This window comes from Rhizobium sp. 768_B6_N1_8 (assembly GCF_051811225.1).
In the GTDB taxonomy this organism is placed as follows: domain Bacteria; phylum Pseudomonadota; class Alphaproteobacteria; order Rhizobiales; family Rhizobiaceae; genus Rhizobium.
On sequence record NZ_JBPWPV010000003.1, the window covers coordinates 226,225 to 245,255 of the forward strand.

At 57.3% G+C, this 19,031-nt stretch carries 18 protein-coding genes and 5 pseudogenes; 14 read left to right on the plus strand and 9 right to left on the minus strand.

The features are described from left to right. Positions 1–29: 29 nt before the first annotated feature. Positions 30–401, minus strand: coding sequence for a DUF5372 family protein (locus tag AB8B33_RS35625; protein ID WP_439019088.1), 372 nt, complete (start codon positions 399–401; stop codon positions 30–32). A gap of 220 nt (positions 402–621) precedes the next feature. On the opposite strand from AB8B33_RS35625, the gene tnpC (AB8B33_RS35630) reads away from it, so the two are divergent. From tnpC (AB8B33_RS35630) to AB8B33_RS35655, 6 genes are all read left to right on the plus strand, one after another. Next, a complete protein-coding gene (gene tnpC, locus AB8B33_RS35630; protein ID WP_439019089.1) occupies positions 622–2,187 on the plus strand; it encodes an IS66 family transposase in 1,566 nt (521 codons plus the stop codon). Next, positions 2,187–2,492 (plus strand): hypothetical protein, encoded by a 306-nt coding sequence (locus tag AB8B33_RS35635; RefSeq protein WP_439019090.1) that lies wholly within the window; start codon positions 2,187–2,189, stop codon positions 2,490–2,492. Before tnpC (AB8B33_RS35630) ends, AB8B33_RS35635 begins: the two co-directional genes overlap by 1 nt. A gap of 260 nt (positions 2,493–2,752) precedes the next feature. Further along, on the plus strand, positions 2,753–3,202 hold the full coding sequence (gene tnpA / locus AB8B33_RS35640) for an IS66-like element accessory protein TnpA (protein ID WP_439019091.1): 450 nt from the start codon (positions 2,753–2,755) through the stop codon (positions 3,200–3,202). After that, the gene (gene tnpB / locus AB8B33_RS35645; protein WP_439019092.1) at positions 3,183–3,473 is read left to right on the plus strand and encodes an IS66 family insertion sequence element accessory protein TnpB; all 291 of its coding nucleotides are present in this window, start codon (positions 3,183–3,185) and stop codon (positions 3,471–3,473) included. Before tnpA ends, tnpB begins: the two co-directional genes overlap by 20 nt. Next, the gene (tnpC, locus tag AB8B33_RS35650) at positions 3,418–4,941 is read left to right on the plus strand and encodes an IS66 family transposase (RefSeq protein ID WP_439019316.1); all 1,524 of its coding nucleotides are present in this window, start codon (positions 3,418–3,420) and stop codon (positions 4,939–4,941) included. Before tnpB ends, tnpC (AB8B33_RS35650) begins: the two co-directional genes overlap by 56 nt. Positions 4,942–5,025: 84 nt before the next feature. Beyond that, entirely contained in the window at positions 5,026–5,259 is a 234-nt protein-coding gene (locus AB8B33_RS35655; protein WP_439019317.1) for a DUF2171 domain-containing protein, read from the plus strand. Between the two features lie 477 nt (positions 5,260–5,736). Here AB8B33_RS35655 and AB8B33_RS35660 read toward each other — a convergent pair. Beyond that, positions 5,737–5,850: pseudogene (locus AB8B33_RS35660) on the minus strand (IS5/IS1182 family transposase); the annotation flags it as partial. 280 nt (positions 5,851–6,130) lie between these two features. Beyond that, positions 6,131–7,459 (minus strand): DUF2254 domain-containing protein, encoded by a 1,329-nt coding sequence (locus tag AB8B33_RS35665; protein ID WP_439019093.1) that lies wholly within the window; start codon positions 7,457–7,459, stop codon positions 6,131–6,133. Between the two features lie 562 nt (positions 7,460–8,021). Between AB8B33_RS35665 and AB8B33_RS35670 the strand changes: the two are divergent. Further along, a pseudogene (locus AB8B33_RS35670) lies at positions 8,022–8,327 on the plus strand (transposase); the annotation flags it as partial. 55 nt (positions 8,328–8,382) lie between these two features. On the opposite strand, the pseudogene AB8B33_RS35675 reads toward AB8B33_RS35670, so the two are convergent. The 3 genes and pseudogenes from AB8B33_RS35675 to AB8B33_RS35685 all read right to left on the minus strand — a co-directional run. Continuing rightward, positions 8,383–8,508, minus strand: a pseudogene (locus AB8B33_RS35675) (hypothetical protein); the annotation flags it as partial. Beyond that, positions 8,504–9,022, minus strand: coding sequence for a hypothetical protein (locus AB8B33_RS35680; RefSeq protein ID WP_439019094.1), 519 nt, complete (start codon positions 9,020–9,022; stop codon positions 8,504–8,506). The gene AB8B33_RS35680 and the pseudogene AB8B33_RS35675, both read right to left, overlap by 5 nt. 928 nt (positions 9,023–9,950) lie before the next feature. Next, a pseudogene (locus tag AB8B33_RS35685) lies at positions 9,951–10,068 on the minus strand (Ku protein); the annotation flags it as partial. A gap of 465 nt (positions 10,069–10,533) precedes the next feature. On the opposite strand from AB8B33_RS35685, the gene AB8B33_RS35690 reads away from it, so the two are divergent. The 5 genes and pseudogenes from AB8B33_RS35690 to AB8B33_RS35710 all read left to right on the plus strand — a co-directional run bounded on the left by AB8B33_RS35690 (position 10,534) and on the right by AB8B33_RS35710 (position 12,730). Further along, positions 10,534–10,827, plus strand: a complete 294-nt coding sequence (locus AB8B33_RS35690; protein WP_439019095.1) for an HdeA/HdeB family chaperone — start codon at positions 10,534–10,536, stop codon at positions 10,825–10,827. An 83-nt stretch (positions 10,828–10,910) separates the two neighbouring features. Continuing rightward, positions 10,911–11,168, plus strand: coding sequence for a hypothetical protein (locus AB8B33_RS35695; protein ID WP_439019096.1), 258 nt, complete (start codon positions 10,911–10,913; stop codon positions 11,166–11,168). Between the two features lie 357 nt (positions 11,169–11,525). Next, positions 11,526–11,951, plus strand: a pseudogene (locus AB8B33_RS35700) (zinc-binding dehydrogenase); the annotation flags it as partial. 55 nt (positions 11,952–12,006) lie between these two features. Further along, a complete protein-coding gene (locus tag AB8B33_RS35705; RefSeq protein ID WP_439019097.1) occupies positions 12,007–12,315 on the plus strand; it encodes a tautomerase family protein in 309 nt (102 codons plus the stop codon). A gap of 28 nt (positions 12,316–12,343) precedes the next feature. After that, the gene (locus AB8B33_RS35710) at positions 12,344–12,730 is read left to right on the plus strand and encodes a DUF983 domain-containing protein (protein ID WP_439019098.1); all 387 of its coding nucleotides are present in this window, start codon (positions 12,344–12,346) and stop codon (positions 12,728–12,730) included. 167 nt (positions 12,731–12,897) lie between these two features. On the opposite strand, the gene AB8B33_RS35715 is transcribed toward AB8B33_RS35710, so the two are convergent. The 3 genes from AB8B33_RS35715 to AB8B33_RS35725 form a co-directional block, all read right to left on the minus strand. Beyond that, positions 12,898–13,029 (minus strand): hypothetical protein, encoded by a 132-nt coding sequence (locus tag AB8B33_RS35715; protein ID WP_439019099.1) that lies wholly within the window; start codon positions 13,027–13,029, stop codon positions 12,898–12,900. Between the two features lie 101 nt (positions 13,030–13,130). Further along, a complete protein-coding gene (locus AB8B33_RS35720; RefSeq protein WP_439019100.1) occupies positions 13,131–13,625 on the minus strand; it encodes an SRPBCC family protein in 495 nt (164 codons plus the stop codon). A 554-nt stretch (positions 13,626–14,179) separates the two neighbouring features. Beyond that, a complete protein-coding gene (locus AB8B33_RS35725; RefSeq protein ID WP_439019101.1) occupies positions 14,180–15,556 on the minus strand; it encodes an aldehyde dehydrogenase family protein in 1,377 nt (458 codons plus the stop codon). Positions 15,557–16,158: 602 nt separating this feature from the next. On the opposite strand from AB8B33_RS35725, the gene AB8B33_RS35730 reads away from it, so the two are divergent. Both AB8B33_RS35730 and AB8B33_RS35735 read left to right on the plus strand, forming a co-directional pair. Continuing rightward, on the plus strand, positions 16,159–17,388 hold the full coding sequence (locus AB8B33_RS35730; RefSeq protein WP_439019102.1) for an MFS transporter: 1,230 nt from the start codon (positions 16,159–16,161) through the stop codon (positions 17,386–17,388). Positions 17,389–17,822: 434 nt separating this feature from the next. Beyond that, positions 17,823–18,632, plus strand: coding sequence for a type 1 glutamine amidotransferase domain-containing protein (locus AB8B33_RS35735; protein ID WP_439019103.1), 810 nt, complete (start codon positions 17,823–17,825; stop codon positions 18,630–18,632). The last annotated feature ends 399 nt before the right edge of the window (positions 18,633–19,031 follow it).

Here is a 19,031-nt window from a genome sequence, read left to right on the forward strand (position 1 = left end):
ATTTAGGCCGACAAAACAGCTATAACAGCTCATTCTAGATCCTCATGCGGCATAATCTCCTTTACATTTGCGGCATAATTATCCTTACACTCCGCGCGCGGCCGCGTTGCCAACCTGCCGCAAAGGTGTTCCACCATGCTGGCTAGATCCATCAAGTTCGTAACGAGCAACAGCGCGCGCCCGTTGCTCACGACAACTTCTGGATCGATGCTTACAAGATCAGTCCATTGAGGAGGAAGCGGCCATATGGCGCCATCGTCGGTCTGCAGCAGCAGACGGTCGCCCTGCAAGTTACTTCGCTTGCCAACGCAGCGCAGCTGCCGTCCGAAAAGAGGATGAAACTGATGTGTAACCAGCACTAGCTGCTGCTCTGCGCTGGTCGTGGCTGCATTCTGGGACAAGGTACAAGGTCCTTGAGCGCGGATACTTTCCCTGGCCGACGGCGAAGGAAGGCGTTGCGCACCTGACGCAGCGCAGCTTTCGATGCTTGTGGAAGGGATCGACTGGCGCCGCCCGGCGTGGACTTCCGCTCCCGGTCGAACGGGATAAAAGCTATATTTTGCAGGGAGATCCGGGGCAAAATACTGGCGTTTTTGGCGCAAATCGGCTACATTTGCGGGTATGGAAACAACGCCGCTGGACAGTCAGGACGAGCTATCTGTTTTGCGCGCACTCGTCGCGGAACAGGCGGCGAAACTTGAGAGCCAGGAAGCCGAAGTCAGCAAGCGAGACTCCATTATCGGGCTCCTGCGCGCGCAGTTGGAGCTGCTCCGCCATCGGCAGCATGGCGCTTCTTCGGAAAAGATCGACCGGAAGATCGAGCAGTTTGAGCTGATGCTGGAGGAGATCGAGGCCTCCCGTGCGGAGGCTGAGATGCGCTCCGGGAAAGCTCCTCTGCCGGAGTTGGATGACGCGCCGGACAAGCCGAAGCGCAAGCCATTGCCCGATGGTCTTCCAACTGAAGAGCTGGTCTATGCGGCGCCCTGCAATTGCCCGACCTGTGGTGGCACATCGTTTTTGAAGGCCGCCGAAAGGGTAGTCCAGGTGTTGGAGCACGTGCCTGCGTCCATAAAGATTGTCCGCAATGTCGAAAAGCGCATGATCTGCAGGGAGTGCGACACGACAGTGGCAGGCGAAATGCCGACCCTGCCGATCGAGCGCGGCAAGCCCGGACCAGGATTGCTGGCCCATATCATGGTCGCCAAATTCGATGATCACATCCCCCTCTACCGCCTATCCGAGATGTACGACCGGCTGGGCATAGACATCTCCCGCTCTGTCATGGCGGACTGGGTCGGCCGCGTCTCCGTTCTACTGGCTCCTCTCATCTTGCTGATCAGAGCGCATATCGCCGCGGTCGACCGAATACATACGGACGATACCCCGGTCGATGTTCTCGACCCTGGGCGCGGGAAGACGAAAACCGGCAGGGTCTGGGTCTATGTCTTCGATGGAAGCGGTTACCAAGATCCCACTCCCGGCGCGATCGCCTATTACTATAGCCCCGACCGCAAGGGCGTGCATCCGGCTGTCCATCTCGCAAACTTCAGCGGTGTGATGCATGCCGATGGCTATGGCGGCTACAAGAAGCTTTACGGCAACCAGATCATCGAGGCCGCCTGCATGGCGCATGTGCGCCGCAAGTTCCATGACGTGATCAAGCTGAAGCCGTCACCGATCGCAGACGAAGAGCTGACCCGCATAGGCGTGCTTTACGATGTCGAGGATCGCATCCGCGGCATGTCGGCTGACGAGCGACGCAAACTGCGCCAACAACATGCCAAGCCCATACTGGGAGAGTTGAAGGTCTGGATCGAAGCGACTCTCCCGACACTGCCACAGAAGCAGAAGCTTGCTGAAGCGATGCGATATGCCCTCTCGCGGTGGGCAGCGTTGAGCGTTTACATCGACGATGGCCGTGTTGAGATCGACAACAACATAGCCGAGCGCGCTATGAGACCGCTTGGAATCGGAAGAAAAAATTGGCTCTTCGCCGGGTCGGACAAGGGTGGTGAGCGCATCGCCAACATCCTGACCATTATCGAGACTGCCAAACTCCATGGCCATAATCCGGAGGCCTATCTCACAGACGTCCTGACCAGAATCCAGGGGCACCCCAAGGATCGACTTGCGGAACTGCTACCCTGGCAGTGGGCGCCGGCGAAAGACCGATACGAGGCTGCGTGATGGCACGATCGCGGTTCATCTACACGCTTAAAGAAGTCGCCGGCATGATCGGCGAGAACCTCGAACTGATCGAGGAAATCACCGCCAACTCGGACAACATCGCCGAGGGCGAATTGGTGTATGTCCGTGATGGCAGTGAAGATGGCACAAAAGGCCTGACCGAAAACGGAATTGACGATCTTCAAGCTCTGCTCGCCGACATACGGACCTGGGATGGTGGTATCCGCAAGTTCCTTGTCGATGAACAATGCGATCCCGAGATGATAGAGCGTGTCATGGCTGATGAGGCAAAGCGCATCCCATAGCCGCCCGCTCGACCAGACGAAAATGCGTTCGCCGGACGCTCACGGTCCTATCTAAGACCTACCGAATACAAGGTTGCGGCGCAATGCGAAGCGCCCAAAGGCAGGCTCCCTCGAATTTGATGCTTGCGGATCAACGCACAGCCGGCAAAACAACCGTTCTGTGGTGGCGATCCTAACCGCTTTGCCGCGAAACCGGTGCCAAGCCCCCTTGACAACAGAATCCCCATACAAGGGGTCCACCTAAAAGAGGTGGACACCAAGTGATGGATGAAGGTCAAAAACTCGCCGTGCGGCTGGTTGGTCGGAATGGAAGGCGCCGCTTCGATCCAGGTTCGAAAGATCGCCTAGTTGCGGCCTGCCTTGAACCTGGCGCATCGGTATCGAAACTTGCGCGCGAACACGGGGTCAACGCGAACCTCGTTTGGAAATGGATCAGGAAACACACCCAGGCCCATCCATTATCGCCGTCTTCGTCATCTGCGTTTATTCCCGTTCAGATCGCCGCCCCGAGCAGCGAGTTCGACATTGAGATGCCTGCCACGGATCGCGAAGAGCGATTGCCGACGACGGAGAGAAGCGGCCCGCTGACCTCTCCAGCAAAGGTGAGTGCGTCACTGCCGAATGGTGTGAGATTGACGCTGGAGTGCAGCGATCTCAACGCATTGACGGCAATAATCGGAGCTCTGGGTCATGTTCAGACTTGGCGCTGATCTCAAGGTCTACCTGCATCGCGAGCCGATCGACTTTCGGGCCGGCATCAACAGCCTTGCTGTCCTGGTCCAGGAGACGATGGCGCTGGACCCGTTTGCTCCTGCAGTGTTTGCCTTCTGCAACCGCCGGCGTGACCGGGTGAAGCTGCTGTTCTTTGATCGGTCCGGGTTCGTGCTGGTCCTGAAGCGGTTAACCGAAGACAAGTGCCGCCGAAATCGCCGCGCTCAAAGCCGAGAAGGAAGCGCTCTCGCAGCGAGTCGTAAAGCTTGAGGAGGAGCTGGCGCTTGCAAAGCTGCATCGCTTTGCACCCCGCAGCGAAAAGCACGTTGATCGCCTCTTCAACGAGGCCGAAGAGGCTGCGATCGAAGATGGCAGCGAGGAAGGCGATGTTGTCGAGCTTCCGGACACCGGCCTGCCAGCGGTAGAAGGTCAGACGGGAAAGAAGCGTGGACGCAGGCCTCTGCCGGAAGACCTACCGCGCGAGCGTGTCGAGTATGACCTGCCCGAGGATCAGAAGTCATGTCCCTGCTGCGATAGTCAAATGCATCGCATGGGCGAGGCTGTTAGCGAACAGCTTCATATCGAGGTCAAGGCAAAGGTCCTGCAGAACGTCCGGTTCAAGTATGCCTGCCGCCATTGCGACCGCACCGGGATCAACACGCCCGTTGTGATCGCGCCTATGCCGAAGCAGCCTCTGCCGGGCAGCATCGCCACTGCTTCGACGCTGGCCTTCGCGCTGGTCCACAAATACGTCGATGGCACGCCGCTTTACCGCGTGGCGCAAACATTCGAGCGGGCCGGTGTTCCGATCAGCCGCGGCGCTCTCGCTCACTGGGTGATCGGCTCAAGCGAGAAGCATCTGCACCGCATCTATGATGCCCTGAAACTGCGGTTGCGATCGCAGCCTCTCATTCATGGCGATGAGACGACGGTCCAAGTCCTGAAGGAAAAGGACAAGCAAGCCACCAGCACGTCATATATGTGGGCCTACCGCAGCGGCGAGGATAGTGACGAGCCAATCGTGCTTCTCGACTACCAGCCTGGCCGCGGTCAGATTTATCCGCAGACCTTCCTGGGTGATTATCGCGGTATATTGGTGAGCGATGGCTACACCGCCTGGCGCACATTGGATGGTGCAACCCATGTCGGGTGCATGGCCCATTCCCGGCGCCGCTTCGTCGAGGCCCTCAAAACCAGGAAGAATGGAGGCGGACCGCCGGAACAGGCGCTCCGGTTCTTCGAGCAGCTCTACCGGATCGAAAAGCAGGCAAGAGACAAAACCCCAGATGCCGGGGAGACGACGGCTGACTGCATTCGCCGTTTCCGCCAACAGCACAGCCTGCCTGTTCTGAATGCTCTGAAGGTGTGGCTCGACAATATCGCGCCAAAGGTCGTGCCGGATACAAAGCTCGGCGACGCCGTGTCCTACACCCTGAACCAATGGGATTACCTGACACGCTACACCAGCGACGGCAGGATGCCGATCGATAACAACATTTTGGAACGCGAGATCAGAGTTTTTGCCACCGGAAGAAAATCGTGGCTGTTCAGCGATACCGCTGACGGAGCCAGGGCCAGCGCCGTGATCTACAGTCTCATGCTGACTTGCCGTGCCTGCGGCGTCGACCCGCTCGCCTGGCTGCGCCACGTACTCACAGAGTTGCCGCAGCGGGGCGAAGCGGCCGAAATCGGCGACCTGCTGCCGTTCAACTTCTCCAAGACTACTGCGGCCGGATAGAGCCGGATCTCGCTACCAATGCGCGCACGTTCATCGGTCTTGCTGCCGTCAATGCGCATCGAAAATCGCGCTTACGAATTTCCAATGATTTCTGCAGAACAGGTTCGCGAACATATGGAAGTGATCGGCGCAGACGGCACCCACGTTGGCACCGTCGACCATATGGACGGCTCGTCTCGGATTAAGCTCACAAAGTCGGATTCCGACGATGGTCAGCATCATCTAATTCCTTTGGATTGGGTGGATCACATCGATAAACACGTTCATCTGACCAAGAGCGCGGACGACGTCCGTAGTCAGTGGTCGTCGATCAATTGATTGGGCTGGGAGCCGCTGATGAGGCGGCTCCTTCTGCCGGGATGATCCCTCCCATAGTCGAGACTGCCCAGCGTCCATGCTAAGGATTGAACTCTCTGGCTAAATCGTTTCCTTGGAGTGTTCCATCCTTTGTTTCCGAACTCGTGCGGGCCGCCAACGAGGTCGATCGCCTCTCGACTTCCGAGATCCAAAACCTGCTTATGCGGGCAATAACGACCATCCGCGTCCTGGTGGCTCAGAAGGCACTCGCTTTTCTTCAGAGGACCTTCGCGTGAAAATGGAAACCGAAGAGTCGCAGGCCCGTTACCATTCTATGAGCGACCAGCAGACAGCTAAAAGCGATGCATCCCGGTCGAACGAAGGATGATCAAGTCGGGCATATCGACAATTGACTGTCGACCTCTATGTCGCCAGCGATCTATACAGGAGGACTTTTATGCACACCTGCCATAACGACAGAGCTTCCGCGCTCATTCAAAGCGTCAGGCTGCCCCGCGGGCGAAGGCCTGCCTCGTACTCCGCCCAGTTCGTCACCTTGAAGTTCATTTTGCCGATGTGATGGCGGCGGGCGGAATTGTGCTTATGCGGCATGGTATGCAGATCAATCCCGCTGCTTGCGACCAAACACTCATAGGCGGTAACCGTTGAAATTCGATCCCTGCACCAATGCTCTCTCCATGGAGAAACTCCCGTTGCTCGTCCATGGAAAAGCGATCACAGATCAGGAAGGACAGGACAACGTGGGGCTAGAACACCGGTTACCTTTGTTTTCAGCCGTGACGACTTTTCATTGTCGATTCATGCGTGGACGTTGCCAAAACACCCCCTATCCAAACTTGGCACCTCCGCCGAGTCGATAGGGGCAGTGCTCCTAATGGCTCGACGTATGGCGCAAAGGCGGATCGAGACCGGCGGTGGCAAGATTCGACCTCCCGCCCGCGCCACCCAAGCCTTGGGTGTCTGGTGTTCGTGCAAGTATCAGGTCCTCCGGAAGGACGTAGATTTGCTCCAGCATCCGGTCGAGCAGGTCTAGTTCGTTAAGCAGCGCTCGATGTCGGTCATCCGGCAATACTTGCAGGGCGTATTCGATCACGGCGCGCAATCGCCGCGCGATCTGGAAGTTTTCCGCGCCATACAATCGTATCTCGCTGAAGGTCAGCTCTACGAAGTCCTCCCAGTTCGGTGTCTTGCGGATAAGCCGCAACTTTCCTGACTTGCTGCGAATTTCCTCCCCGAGAAGCTGCCTACTGCCGACAAAGCAGAGAAGGCGCTGAAGCTGGTCTATGGCGAGAACTGCCGTCGTTGGATCGTTGATCGCCTTTGAGAGAGCCTTGATGGCGATATCCACAATGATTCGAAAAGCAAATGTCGAATCCTGCTCGAGGGTTCGCTCTGGTCCGAAGGCCACAAGGGCCTTCAGCGCCCGGTCGCGTGGCAGTGTTGGGCCAAACAGCCGAAACAGCGCCTCGTCCGTCCCGACGAAGTCACCCACTCTTGGGACAAGCTCGATAACGCAGTTCTTATCCTCGCCGAGCGCGACGAGGGCGTTCAGATTGACGGCCACCACGATCGCCGGATTCGCCTTGTGGTACACGATGCGGTCGGGCACGTCAGACAGAACGAAAACGCCTCCATGCGTATCTTCATGCTTAGCACCCTGGCGGTAAACATCTTTGATGACGCGATGGCCCTTTTCACCTACCTTCAGGATGATGCTGACCGGTCGCAGCAGGCGCGCGGCATAGTCGATAAGGTAAAGAAACGCGGCAATGGAACAAAAGCCCAGCATCCCGGCAATTCCGGATATGCCGTGTGGAACGGTGGTGACGAGCCTTGCGAGGGCCCCCGTTGCAAAAAGCAGCGTGAATATGAAAAGGCCGACCGTAAAGCGGATGGCATTATCGCTCAGAAGCGCCGTTGCGATGATCCTGGGTGTTAACTGACCTCCCGCGACCTGAATTGCCACAAGTAGCGAACCAAAGGTAAATACAACAAAGGTTAGCGTCATTGTGATGATCGTCTCCAACATGCGTTGGGTTCCCTCGACGCCCCAAGGCCAAACATCTGCCCACAGGATCCAGGCATCGAACAGGTACGCGTAACGGATTGCACCGACGTAAAGCACGAGAGCGATAAATGGAACGATCCACAGCGAGGATCGGATGTAGCTATTGAAGCTGTACCATTGGTTCCAACGCATCAGGTGAACTCTTCTGCTGGAATCTCCGATCGGAGGGATCTTGCCCTCCTACAATCAACCAAAATCGCGAGTGTCTTGCATTGATAGCGATCAAGAACGGGGAGTTCTTATTTTGATCTCGCTCAATGCCCGTTGCACGCGGGGCTGATAGCCTTCAGAGAAAACCGAGCTCCGAGCGACTATCGGGTCGGCAAAATTTCCACGAACAAACGTAGCGGTCCACATATTTGAAGGTGGAAAACCCAGGGGCGAGCGATGTCACAATCGAAAAAAAACCTAGATACGTCTGCGTCCCGGCAGCTTACGGCCTTTTCAATGTCGTCGATACCAAGAGTGGGCTGCCGGCGGAAGTGGACGTGACTGCAGTATTGCTCACACGGCAAGAAGTGCGGCAACTAATCTTGTGGCTCGAAACCAAGGTTGCATTCTCAGAACGCGATGGCGGAGGCGCTTGTCCGGCCAAGTCATCCACTGGTGCAGAAGCCATTGAAAAAGAATGGCAATTGGGGGTGGGAGCTAACCATCGGGCTCGTACGGCTCTTTGAAATCCACCTGACGGACAGAGATCGAGGGGCAGATTGCAAAGCTAGACAAGGCGCTCCTTGCCGCCCATCGCAACAACGATGTCAGTATTCGGCTTGCGACCGTTCCCGGAATTGGCCCCGTCATCGCTACTTGCCTTTCGGCCAGCGTCTCAGACCCAAAGCTGTTCTAAGGCGGACGTGAGTTCGCAGCCTGGTTGGGCCTTGTCCCCACGCAGCATTCGACCGGTGGCAAACCAAGGCTGGGTTCCATTTCCAAAATGGGCAACCGGCACCTGCGCAAACTCCTCGTGGTCGGGGCGCACGCAGCCCTCTACAGGATTCAATCTCATCCACGGCCGCATTTGTGTAGGTTATGCAACCGATAAATCGGGGGGATTTGTCGACGGTATCTGCAAGCCCAAGAAGCTTTGCGAGGATCACGCGGGTCTTGCCGCTGCCGGGGTAGGCGGCAACACGACGTAGTCTCCCGAGTTTACGGACAGGTCTTTCTACATCAAGGTCAATGCTTGAGGCACTTCCGGCCCAGTTCCATTGCCTTGTAAGTTCCCTTCAGATCGACGACGAAGGTTCCCTTGGTTTCCGGAAACACGATCAGTTCATATTTCTTCGCGACGGCGCGTTTGAATTCCGGGCTGTTCGTCAGGATGTAGCCGCCCGAATATCCGCCCTTGAGTTCTCCATGGGTGCTGGTGGCGACACCACTATAGAGATGGCCGGCGATGGAGACGAAGATTTCCGATTTGGTCCCGTTCTGAAGGCCGATATCAGCCTTCGAGAACACGCCGAGATATCCGACGTCCTGATTTGCGGTAACGCCCATCTGCACCGAACCTGAACCGAAGTCGCGCACGATGAGGCAATCTCCGCGGGTTTGATTGGTATAGACGGTCCAGTCCTCAACCTCCCCGTATTTGACGAGCACATCACTGGCGCTGGGAACGGGATTTTGTCCGTAGGCTGCCATCGCAAACGAAAGCGCCACTGACATTGTCGCGATAAGTGTCACGAAGCTTCTCATTGATATCCCCTTTTGGTGTGCAGGCTGAATTGTTCTGTGGCCGCCGCAATGATCTGCGTGACCCAACGGGATGACCCGAAAAAATCGGCGTCAGTAAAATATCCAAATGCAAGGCGGTCGTGAAATCCTTCGGGCACTCTCTGACCGATTGGCATACCGCCGATGGCGGATCTGGATATTTGGAACCTCCATTCCAATCATCGCGTCCGAACGCAATCGTATATGTAATCGACAAATAAGAAAGATAAAATATTAGACTATCCTAAAAAGAAAGTATCTCCAAACTTTTGGAATTTGCCACCTCGCATAAGCGTTCGGTCATGGTCGCGATTTCACTAGGACTTCTGGGTCCGAGTAAACTTGCGCTGGCATCGCGGCATCTTTCGCCTTGGCTTTGCACGGTCGCGACTGAACGCATTCAGTTCAGCAATCCGAAGATGTCTATTGTTGCGCCGATGTTCTCGATCATGTGGGCCATCTTGGCGCCGAGGGTATCAAGCCGATATCCGGCTACGGGGAGAAAGCATGAAACTTGTTCGAACAAGTCCGCACGCTGTACGCCTCCTTGAGGCGCATTCTCGCCACATCGCCGACGGAGAGGAGCGTGATGAGGCGCTTATAGCCCCGGAAAATCCCATCTCCTGCTAAGCCATAATCGGGGAGCACCTCAGGGAAGCGCGTTCGCGGAGATCGGTGACGGCTCTTAGGGCGTGGCAGTTGAAAAATATACCGAGCTTGCTGTCAGGATTTATCGGAAAATCGCGTGCTTTACAGGCTCGGCATAGTCTCCCGCTCGGGATATGTGCGGGATCTTCACATTGATACGTTGAAGGTGAAGAGCCGAAATTTCCCCTAAGGCCGAGCCCTGCGAAGAGCGTTTCTTGTTTGTTACGACGATGCACTTCCGCTCGCACAACTGGGTGGCCCGTCATGAAGCCCTTTTACTCTTGAGGTCGGCCTCTACCGACTTGCGCAGCGCGTCCATGATGTTCACGACGTTGGAAGACGGGAATGGCATCTTCGGCCTTGCCCTTCGCAGCCTTCTTCCCGCGCCGGTGCAGTTAATGCCGCAAACGAACCGGGCGCCTTGCCTTAAGAATTGCAGCACCGGGCACTTCGAGCTTTCCAATCCTCCGAGAGCGCGACCTCGCCTTCTGGGCGGGCCAGCACGCCAGAGAAGAACAAACCTTTGAAAGGTCTCATCGATATTTTCTTGCGCATCGTGAACAAGATCTCGCCACCTTTGCTGACCGTGGCGGGTCGCCATCACGGTAGTGCTTGCACCGTTCGGTGGCGCCTGAGCAGGCCGCGTGGTTTACCGAGAAGGCGAGGCATCCTTCGCATATTAAAAACTACGTGTATCCTTCAACGTATCGTGCTATTATTAGTTGTTTCTAAATTGCGACCTGCCGCGATCAGAGTTGACCGCGGCCCCTTGTGGTTTCCAAACATATCACTGCACACACGAACCCTCGCTCTGGTAAGGGGCAAGGGTGTTTGGGAGGACGACTATGATGCGCCTAGTTTCAATCGCAATAGCATTTGCAGGTCTTGGCTTGGCAGGCCAGGCCTTGGCCGCGGAAGTGGACATGTCAAAGGTTACCTGTAAGGAAGTTGGCGACATGTCTGCCGCCAAAACCATCGGCGTGGCCATGTGGGTGAACGGGTACGTTCACGGAAAAGCTGGCAGTGCGATGATCGACGGCGAAAAGGCTCACGCCAACGCGGAGAAGGTCGCCGCCTATTGCAAGAGCAACACCGGCTCTACGCTGGCAGACGCCATGGAAGCGGTCTCTAAAATGTAGCAGAACCTGTGACAGTGGCGGCATTCACGCCGCCACTGAGAGCATCAAGGCTATAGTTATGGCCTCTCAACGGGAGACGGACCATGTTCGGACTCAAGTCTTTCACCGCTGCCTCGATGGCTGCAATATTCCTCTTGGGCATGCCAGTAATGTCCGTCGCGACAGAGCAGGGACAGCAGCGCAAATCTGCGCGTGATATCCGCCAAGACACCCGCCAGGGCGCGCGGGATACAAAGCAGGACTGCCGCGCGGCCAATGACCAAAGCAATGCTGCATGCCGGCAGGATAAACGCGCCACCAAGCAAAAAGGACGTCAAACAGGACGAGACATCAAATACTAAGGTTTGAAGTCACGCGTATCGACGACGCGGAACGCCGGGCTGCGGCTCTGCGCATAGCCGTCCTTGTCAAAGTGATAGTAAACGCCGTTGATGCACGGTCTGCATGTCGAGATAGCCTCAAAAGCTCAGTAATATCAAAGCGCCAAACTTAAAGTGGTTCGCAATCAGAGAGGCGGCGGTTCAGATCCGTTCAAGGCGACCATCTTGATCGCTACAGAGCCTAAGACCGAGCAGCGGCCAATGCATCTAACATGATGGCGACCCTTGCGAGATCTTCTTCATTTAGCACTTCGACTGCGGAATCAATGCGCTCTTGCAGATTGCGTTTGATGCTCTTTGCGGTCCGGTTGAGATCGTCTCGGGGCAACGCCGATCGACTACGCCTCAGATGACGTCGACAGCTACGTTGCGAAGCATTCCGACGGAAGAGGTTTCAATGTTGTCTACGACACGGTTGGCGGTCCGGGGCTGGACATCGCTTTCAAAGCCGTCGGACGGTTTGGTCATGTCGTGAGCTGCCTCGGTTGGGGGACACACGCGCTAGCTCCGTTGTCATTCAAGTCTGCAACCTACTCCGGCGTATTCACGCTGATCCCTCTTCTAACCGGCGAGGGACGAGAACATCACGGCGACATCATGCGAGAGGCGACGAAGCTGGTGGAAGCTGGAAAGGTCTCGCCGCGGGTCGATCCGAGGAAATTCACCCTGGCGACGGCCTCCGACGCTCATGAACTTTTGGAGAATCGCAAGGCAAACGGGAAGCTTGTCGTCGAGGTTCATTGACAGGCCTCGAAAGTGTGATCGTTGCCCTCCGCATTCAATCTTACAGGAGATATCCATGCCTTTCGTGAACATCAAACTGGTCGACGGCGTCTTCACCAGCACCCAGAAACATGCCTTGGCGAAGGCGATCACAGACGTCATGGTGAAATTCGAAGGTTCCGAGGCGTTCAGGTCGGTGACCTGGGTTCTGATCGAGGAACTACATACGGACGGCTGGCACATTGGTGGCGAACCCTTTTCGGGGCCACCTTCGCTAATGACTACGCTCGGCAGATCAAAGGCCGTCTACGAGATGATCGACGGGAACCCAACGGCTCGTGACGAGTTCGCCTCGGTGTTGCCGCCTAAATCAGAAGCGGTATGACTGGTCGGCGCATTGCAAAGGTCCGAGGATGACCAGCGAGTACGATGAAACCAAAAATCCCGCGCTGACAGGCATCAAAGGACTATGCCCGCGGTGTCAGCGCGGTCATCTATTCAACGGCCTTCTGTCGCTGGCTCCCGGTTGCGAGGTTTGCGGCCTGGATTATTCCTTCGCGGACCCAGCTGACGGACCAGCATTCTTCGCCATGAGTATCGTCGCGGTTCCTGCGCTCGCATTCGCTCTCTGGCTCCAGTTGACCTTCGACGCCCCGTTATGGGTTCACCTTGTGGTCACTTTGCCGCTGACCCTCGCTGCCTGCATCGTCCTGTTGAGGCCCCTGAAAGGGTGGTTGGTCTGCTCGCAGTACTTTCACAAGGCGGAGGAAGGGCGGATCGATACTGATTGGCGTGTCTAGGACAGAGGCATGCTGGATGGCCGGAATTGGGAATCGCAGACGAAAGCGCACACCTATCTATTTGGAAAGCTGCTTTGCGATCGCCCCGAGGCAACCTGCGAAATCTTCCACCATCTGACCGCTTAGCTGACGCTGACCGTTCTCTCGAGCCAGACATCGACATCCAACTACTCACCGTCGTTAGGCACGACATAATCGCGGATTTCCTCGAGAGCGTCATCCAGCTCCTGCCGACCTACCGTAGGCTTCGACTGTTCCCGTGCCGCCCGTGCGATCGTGTCGGGTCCGGATTGGGTCATGTAATATTGGCCGCGCCCATCTTCCTGGCCGACACCCGTTCTCGCGGCCCGGGCCGGTTTCAAACGGAAACCCGCCCTGACGAAGGAAGCGCGCGGCGAGCTTAGTTAGCGGTCCTCAATTCAATGTCGGCGGCTTCGGACGACCTCCCCACGCCAAATTGCTGCGCGAGGGATTTCAAGCCGTTCCGGTAGATACCGGATACCACAGAGACTGCCTCTGCTTCAGTCACACCGACTGGTTTGAATTCACCCGACCACTCCACCACGGACCCGCTGTCCGCATCGCTCTGCGTGACGCCCAGTGTCGAACGATAGGTGCCGACCGGAATTGGCGCCTCGACAAGTTCGTAGGTGTAGCTGCGTTTGGCCTGATCAAATCTTATAAGCCTTTCCGAAAATTGCGCGCCCTCCACCGTTGAAAAGCGGCGGATGCGGCCGCCGTCGTGGAGTTCAAGGCTCGAAATAAAGGGAAGCCAGTCGGGGAGTGAACCAAACCCGCCGATCAGTTTCCACACGTGGTCGGGCGAAATGGGAAGCGCAATTCTTTCAACGACGGATGCCATATCGTCTTCTCCTTTTTCATCTGCTTTGTTCATGTCGGGTTCGCGCGCGAGGTCGAGGCGCCTGTTGCATGAAGGCAAGGCCATCGACTTGTGCTCGTGCACACCCCGCAGTTGAAGCGTAGATCGTTCGTCGCAAAATAGGCGTTAAAGTTCGTAACGCGCGGTGAATTGAACGCTCCCGCCGACACTGATTCTGAGTGGCAGTCCCGACTGGGCCCGCACACCTGGGGCCAGCGGGCTTCTGGTGCGGTCAGTTCCAGCCGCTACGGTGATCGCGGAATCGGGACACCTTCCCTTTTATGAGGAACTTCGGAAATTTCAAGCGGCCTTATCGGCGTTCGTTCGAGAGTGCCGCTCCGACGCGACTTCAGACATGGACAATGAGGAGGCTTACGCCAGGACGACGTGATCGTTGCAATAACGAAGTGCTCATGCCTGTCTTCGTCTCTGTGACCTTGAAACCTTTGAGACCGGTAACTTCTCTGGGGTACAACACTCAGCGTTAGGCCAGCGCGGTCCATCATCGTCGCATTTGTTGGAGAGGAAGCGACGGCGGTGGATGGACGAAGCACTCTCTCGTCCGATCATTACAGTTTGAATACAAGCATTTTTTCTGCTGTCATCTCCTTCATCGTATAAGGGATGCCGCCGATGCCGTAGCCGGATTCACGGCGTCCGGCAAACGGCATCCAGTCGGTGCGGAACGCTGTGTGATCGTTGATCATGACCGCAGAGGCGTCGAGACGTTCGGCAGCATAGAAGGCTGCCGCGAGATCTTGCGTGAAAATGCTCGATTGGAAGGCGACCGGCAGCGCGTTGGCTTCCGCGATGGCTTCATCCAGGGTTTCGAAGGGGAAGATGCAAGTGAGTGGCCCGAAGACCTCGAGAGTTGAAACCTTGGCGTCCTTCGGCGGCCGGACAAGAACCGATGGCTTCAAAGTCGTCTCGCTGACACGCCCACCGCCAAACTCTCTTGCACCTGCCGAGACAGCCTCCTTAATCCAGCCTGCAACTCGGTCAGCCTCCTTCGGCGTGATCAGCGGCCCAACCTCGGTTTCAGGCAATGTCGGATCGCCAGTTCTTAACGCCGCGACGTGGGCAGCGAACTTCTCGATAAATGTCTGTTCAATGTCCGTGTGCACATAGATGCGCTGCACTGATACGCAGACCTGGCCCGCGTGGTAATAGCCGCCCTTTGCTATCGGTTCGATGATCCGGTCGAGATCGACACTCCTGTCGACGATCAGCGGCGCCACGCCACCATGTTCGAGCGCGCAGCGCGCACCGGGCGCAAGCTTCGAGCGAAGCTGCCAGCCAACTTTTGCCGAACCGATGAAGCTCAGGAATGCGATCCGGGAATCGGTTGCGAAAGCTTCCGAGAGGGCGCGATCCTCGGGCAGGAAGGTCTGCACCCAGCCATCGGGTAAGCCCGCCTCATGCACCAGTTTGACCAGTTCGACGCAACTGAGCGGCGTCGCCGTTGCCGGCTTGACGATGACCGGGCAGCCGCTGGCAATTGCCGGCGCGATCTGGTGAACGACGAGGTTCAAGGGGTGGTTGAAGGCCGAAACAGCGGCAACGACGCCGATTGGCTCCGGAACAGTCCAGGCGCGGCGGTTGACGCTTACCGCCGTCAGGCCCATCGGGATTTCCCGACCGGCCCATGTCCGCAGCTCATTCGCGGCGTAGCGGATCCCATCGATGGCGCGATCAGTCTCGATAAGCGCATCGGTGAGAGGCTTGCCGCCTTCGCGGGCAATCAATCGGCCGAAATCTGCGCGTTTGTCCTGAACCAGAGCGGCGAGCCGATGAAGTATCTCGATACGACGATAGGGCTTCAGCCAGTTGGGTCGATCTTTAAACAGGTGCTGGGCGGTGCTCAACTTTCGTTCGAGTGCGGCCGCATCGTCGCTTGGAAGTTCGGCAATTGGCGACCGATCGAATGCTTGGACGACTTCAATCATGGGGGGCCTCGATGTCGTTGTTTATGATTTGCCTTGATAAGCGCGGAGCTCTGCGCCCATGCGCTAGGGCGCAGATGTCGTTCGGCGATGCCCGTTCAATCTAGCGTCGGATTCTCCGGAGAGAGAGTTAAGCGCTGTAGTTTCCGGTGAATTCGCCCGCTCTCGTTCGCGTGACAGCTGATCGGTCGGTCGAATATACCAGCTTCGGCGGTACTCGGCCTGCGATCCCGGCAGCCTTCGCTAAAATATGAGAAGGAATAGCTGCGCCTTGGCACCATGAACTCTATGCCGATGAAGGAATCGTGGCGTTCCGTCGCGCATTGCCGCGTCCCAAGAGCTACCTTGCCGTCACCGGTTCGCCACTCGCACCGAAATCCTCGACCGTCCCCTTAAGCTCGAAGCTTCATTCGATTGGGGCAGCCTCTGCCAGGTCACGCAGAAAATTCTCGAAGTTTTACCACGCTTAACCCCATGCGGCCCGAAGCATCGCTACTATGAGCGGCCGCAACGGGCCTGGTTGTGGCACCAAGGGGAAACTCCGGCGAAGGTTCGCTGCCCTCGATCCCCACCCTTAGGTCGAACAGAGGAGCTCGAAGAGGAACATGTTTCAGAAAGCTTTTGAACCTCAATGCACGGCGGTCGCGATCCATTGTACGGATGCGGCACAACGCCGGCGGCGCGGCCTCACGCTCTTTGCGCTGGCGCTTGGGAGTTTCTGTATCGGCACATCCGAATTCGCAAGCATGGGCGTTCTTCAACTGTTTGCTGACAGTCTTGATATCAGCATACCGGTGGCAACCAACGCCATCACCGCCTATGCCTTCGGTGTGGTGATCGGTGCGCCGCTTGTCACGCTCGCTGCCGCTAGGCTGAACCGAAAGAGCTTGCTTCTTGCCTTGCTCGGCCTGTTCATCGTCGGCAACGTGCTCTCAGCACTCGCCGCCAACCTCGGAATGTTCGCCATGGCCCGCTTCATCAGCGGTATGCCGCAGGGTGCCTATTTCGGTGCCGGCGCCGTCGTCGCTTCCTATATCGTCGGACCCGGACATGGTGGCAAAGCCTTTGCGCTCGTGATGACCGGGCTGACCGTTGCCACAATTATCGGTTCGCCGCTCGCCACCTTCCTCGGCCAGAACCTCGGCTGGCGTAACACCTATTTCGCCGTCGCTGGCGTCGGCGTGCTGGCGCTTATGGCGCTTTGGGCATGGGTGCCTCGGACTGATGCGCTGAACGGGGGAGCGATCGTGCAGGAACTCAGTTCGCTGCGCCGCGGAGCCGTCTGGATCATGATGCTCGTCGCTGCTCTTGGCGTCGCCAGCATCTTTGCCGTCTACACATTCATCGGGCCGTTCGTGACCAATGTCGCGTTTATCGATCCGGCGTGGATCCCGCTGGCGCTCGCCCTTTTCGGCATCGGCATGACGACCGGCAATCTTATCGGCGGGCGCCTCGCCGACAGGTATCCGTCGCGCGGCCTCATCGTCGGTTTCGGCAGCGCCTTGATCGTGCTGGCAGCCCTTGCTTCGCTGGGCGACAATGTCGCATTTCTGATGATTGGTCTCTTCAGCGTCGGCACGACGATGATGATCGCCATTCCGACGATTCAGGTGCGGCTGACAAGCTTTGCGCCGGAGGCGCCGACACTGATGGGCGCTATGAACCTTGCGGCGCTCAACGTCGCCAACGCCTTCGGCGCCTGGGCCGGCGGAGCGGCGATTGCCGCCGGTTTCGGTCTGCTCTCGGCGGTATGGGCAGGGTTCGTCCTCACGTTTCTTGGCTTGGTCGTGTTTGCCGTCACGCTGCCGCGCGCCCCTCAATTCGCTGCGGCGTGAGAATAACGCAAAGCCTGCGCGATAAATGGAGATCGAACCGTGGCAAGAGCCCATCTTTTCGAGTTCACAGAGATCGTGGCTCATCGTCTTTGAAACGGGATCTTGATTGCGCCGATATGCCGGTATTGGGTCGAGGATGGCTGCATGAACGACTGGCATCTCGTCACCATTCAGGCGGGGGCGATGCTGCTATTTCTTCGAAAGCCGGTGATAGCACCATCACCCAGGGGGGTCCGAATTAACTCCGTTTCACGGGGTTTTACTTCAGCTCCACTGCCGACGTTTCTAGAATAAGGCGGCGGTGATTGACCGGCAGATAGGGTCATCTGCACCTTCGCCGCTACGAAATCATGATTGTGAAGGTGGATGATCCCATCCGCGCTTCAACTGCACCCAACAGCTAGCAGGCGTCACACAAACGCCATGGAGGCACCATGAGCAAGGGTACTATTCTCGTCGCCGTATCGGCAGCCGATCGCATTCCACTGGCCGGCGGCGTGATCGGCAAGACCGGCACTTATCTCAACGAACTCGTCGTTCCGGTCATGACGGTCGTGGAGGCGGGGTATGATTATGTGCTGGCAACGCCGACCGGCACCAAGCCGATCATCGACGAAGTGTCATGGGCGGTCGGGCATTTCGAAAACAATCAGGCTGCGTTCGAAAAGGCGATCGCCTTTTTCGAAACCGACCCCGCCATGCAGCATCCGCGCACCCTCACGTCGGTCGTCGCCGACGGCCTTGACAAATATGCGGCTGTCTTTGTGCCGGGCGGCCAAGCACCGATCGTCGACCTGTCGCAGGATGCAGACTTCGGCACGATACTGAAACATTTCCACATGCGAGCGAAGCCGACGGCGCTGCTGTGCCATGGTCCGATTGCCCTGATCTCATCGCTGACCGAGATGAAGGCTTTCCGCACGGCACTGGAGGACAACGATACCGGTGCCGCCAAGGCTGCCGCCGCCGAGGGCTGGCCCTATGCGGGCTACAGGATGACCATCTTCACCAATGAGGAAGAGAAATATATCGAGGATGAGATCCTGCACGCGAAGATGCAGTGGCACGTAGTCGATGCGCTGCAGCTCGCCGGCGGCAATGTCTCCCGCAGCGAACGGGATTTCCAGCCCTACGTCGTTCACGACCGGGAACTGATAACCGGCCAGAACCCCCGCTCCGATCACGAGCTGGCAAAGACCCTTGTCTCGGCGCTAGATGCGGGATTGAGCGCCAAGGTTGCCTAAGAATAAGCGGGGACGTCCCCATCAGGGGACGTCCGTTTGGTTAGGCACCTGTAGCACTTCACTCCTGCCCGCTAAGGCGGCAGTCATATTCTGGACCCGTAGACGGCGTTGATGATTGCAAATGCAGACTCAGATCGACGCCGTCCAATCAGGGCCGGTGCGTGAATTAGCGACCCGCCGACGGAAGAATTCGCTAAGTTTAAGCCGGTTTACTCGATAGACCGGCGTCTCTAGTGGATATTCGAAACGCAGTCCCATTCGGACATGCCGGCCGGTGGCGATCGCATGGGTGCTAAGATCGGCGCTTGTTATTAACCTTTCAGGCGACGCCGGTGGCGGAGAATGTAATCGGGTGAAGTAGGCATTCGCGACATCCGCTGATCATTCGATCGGACAGCG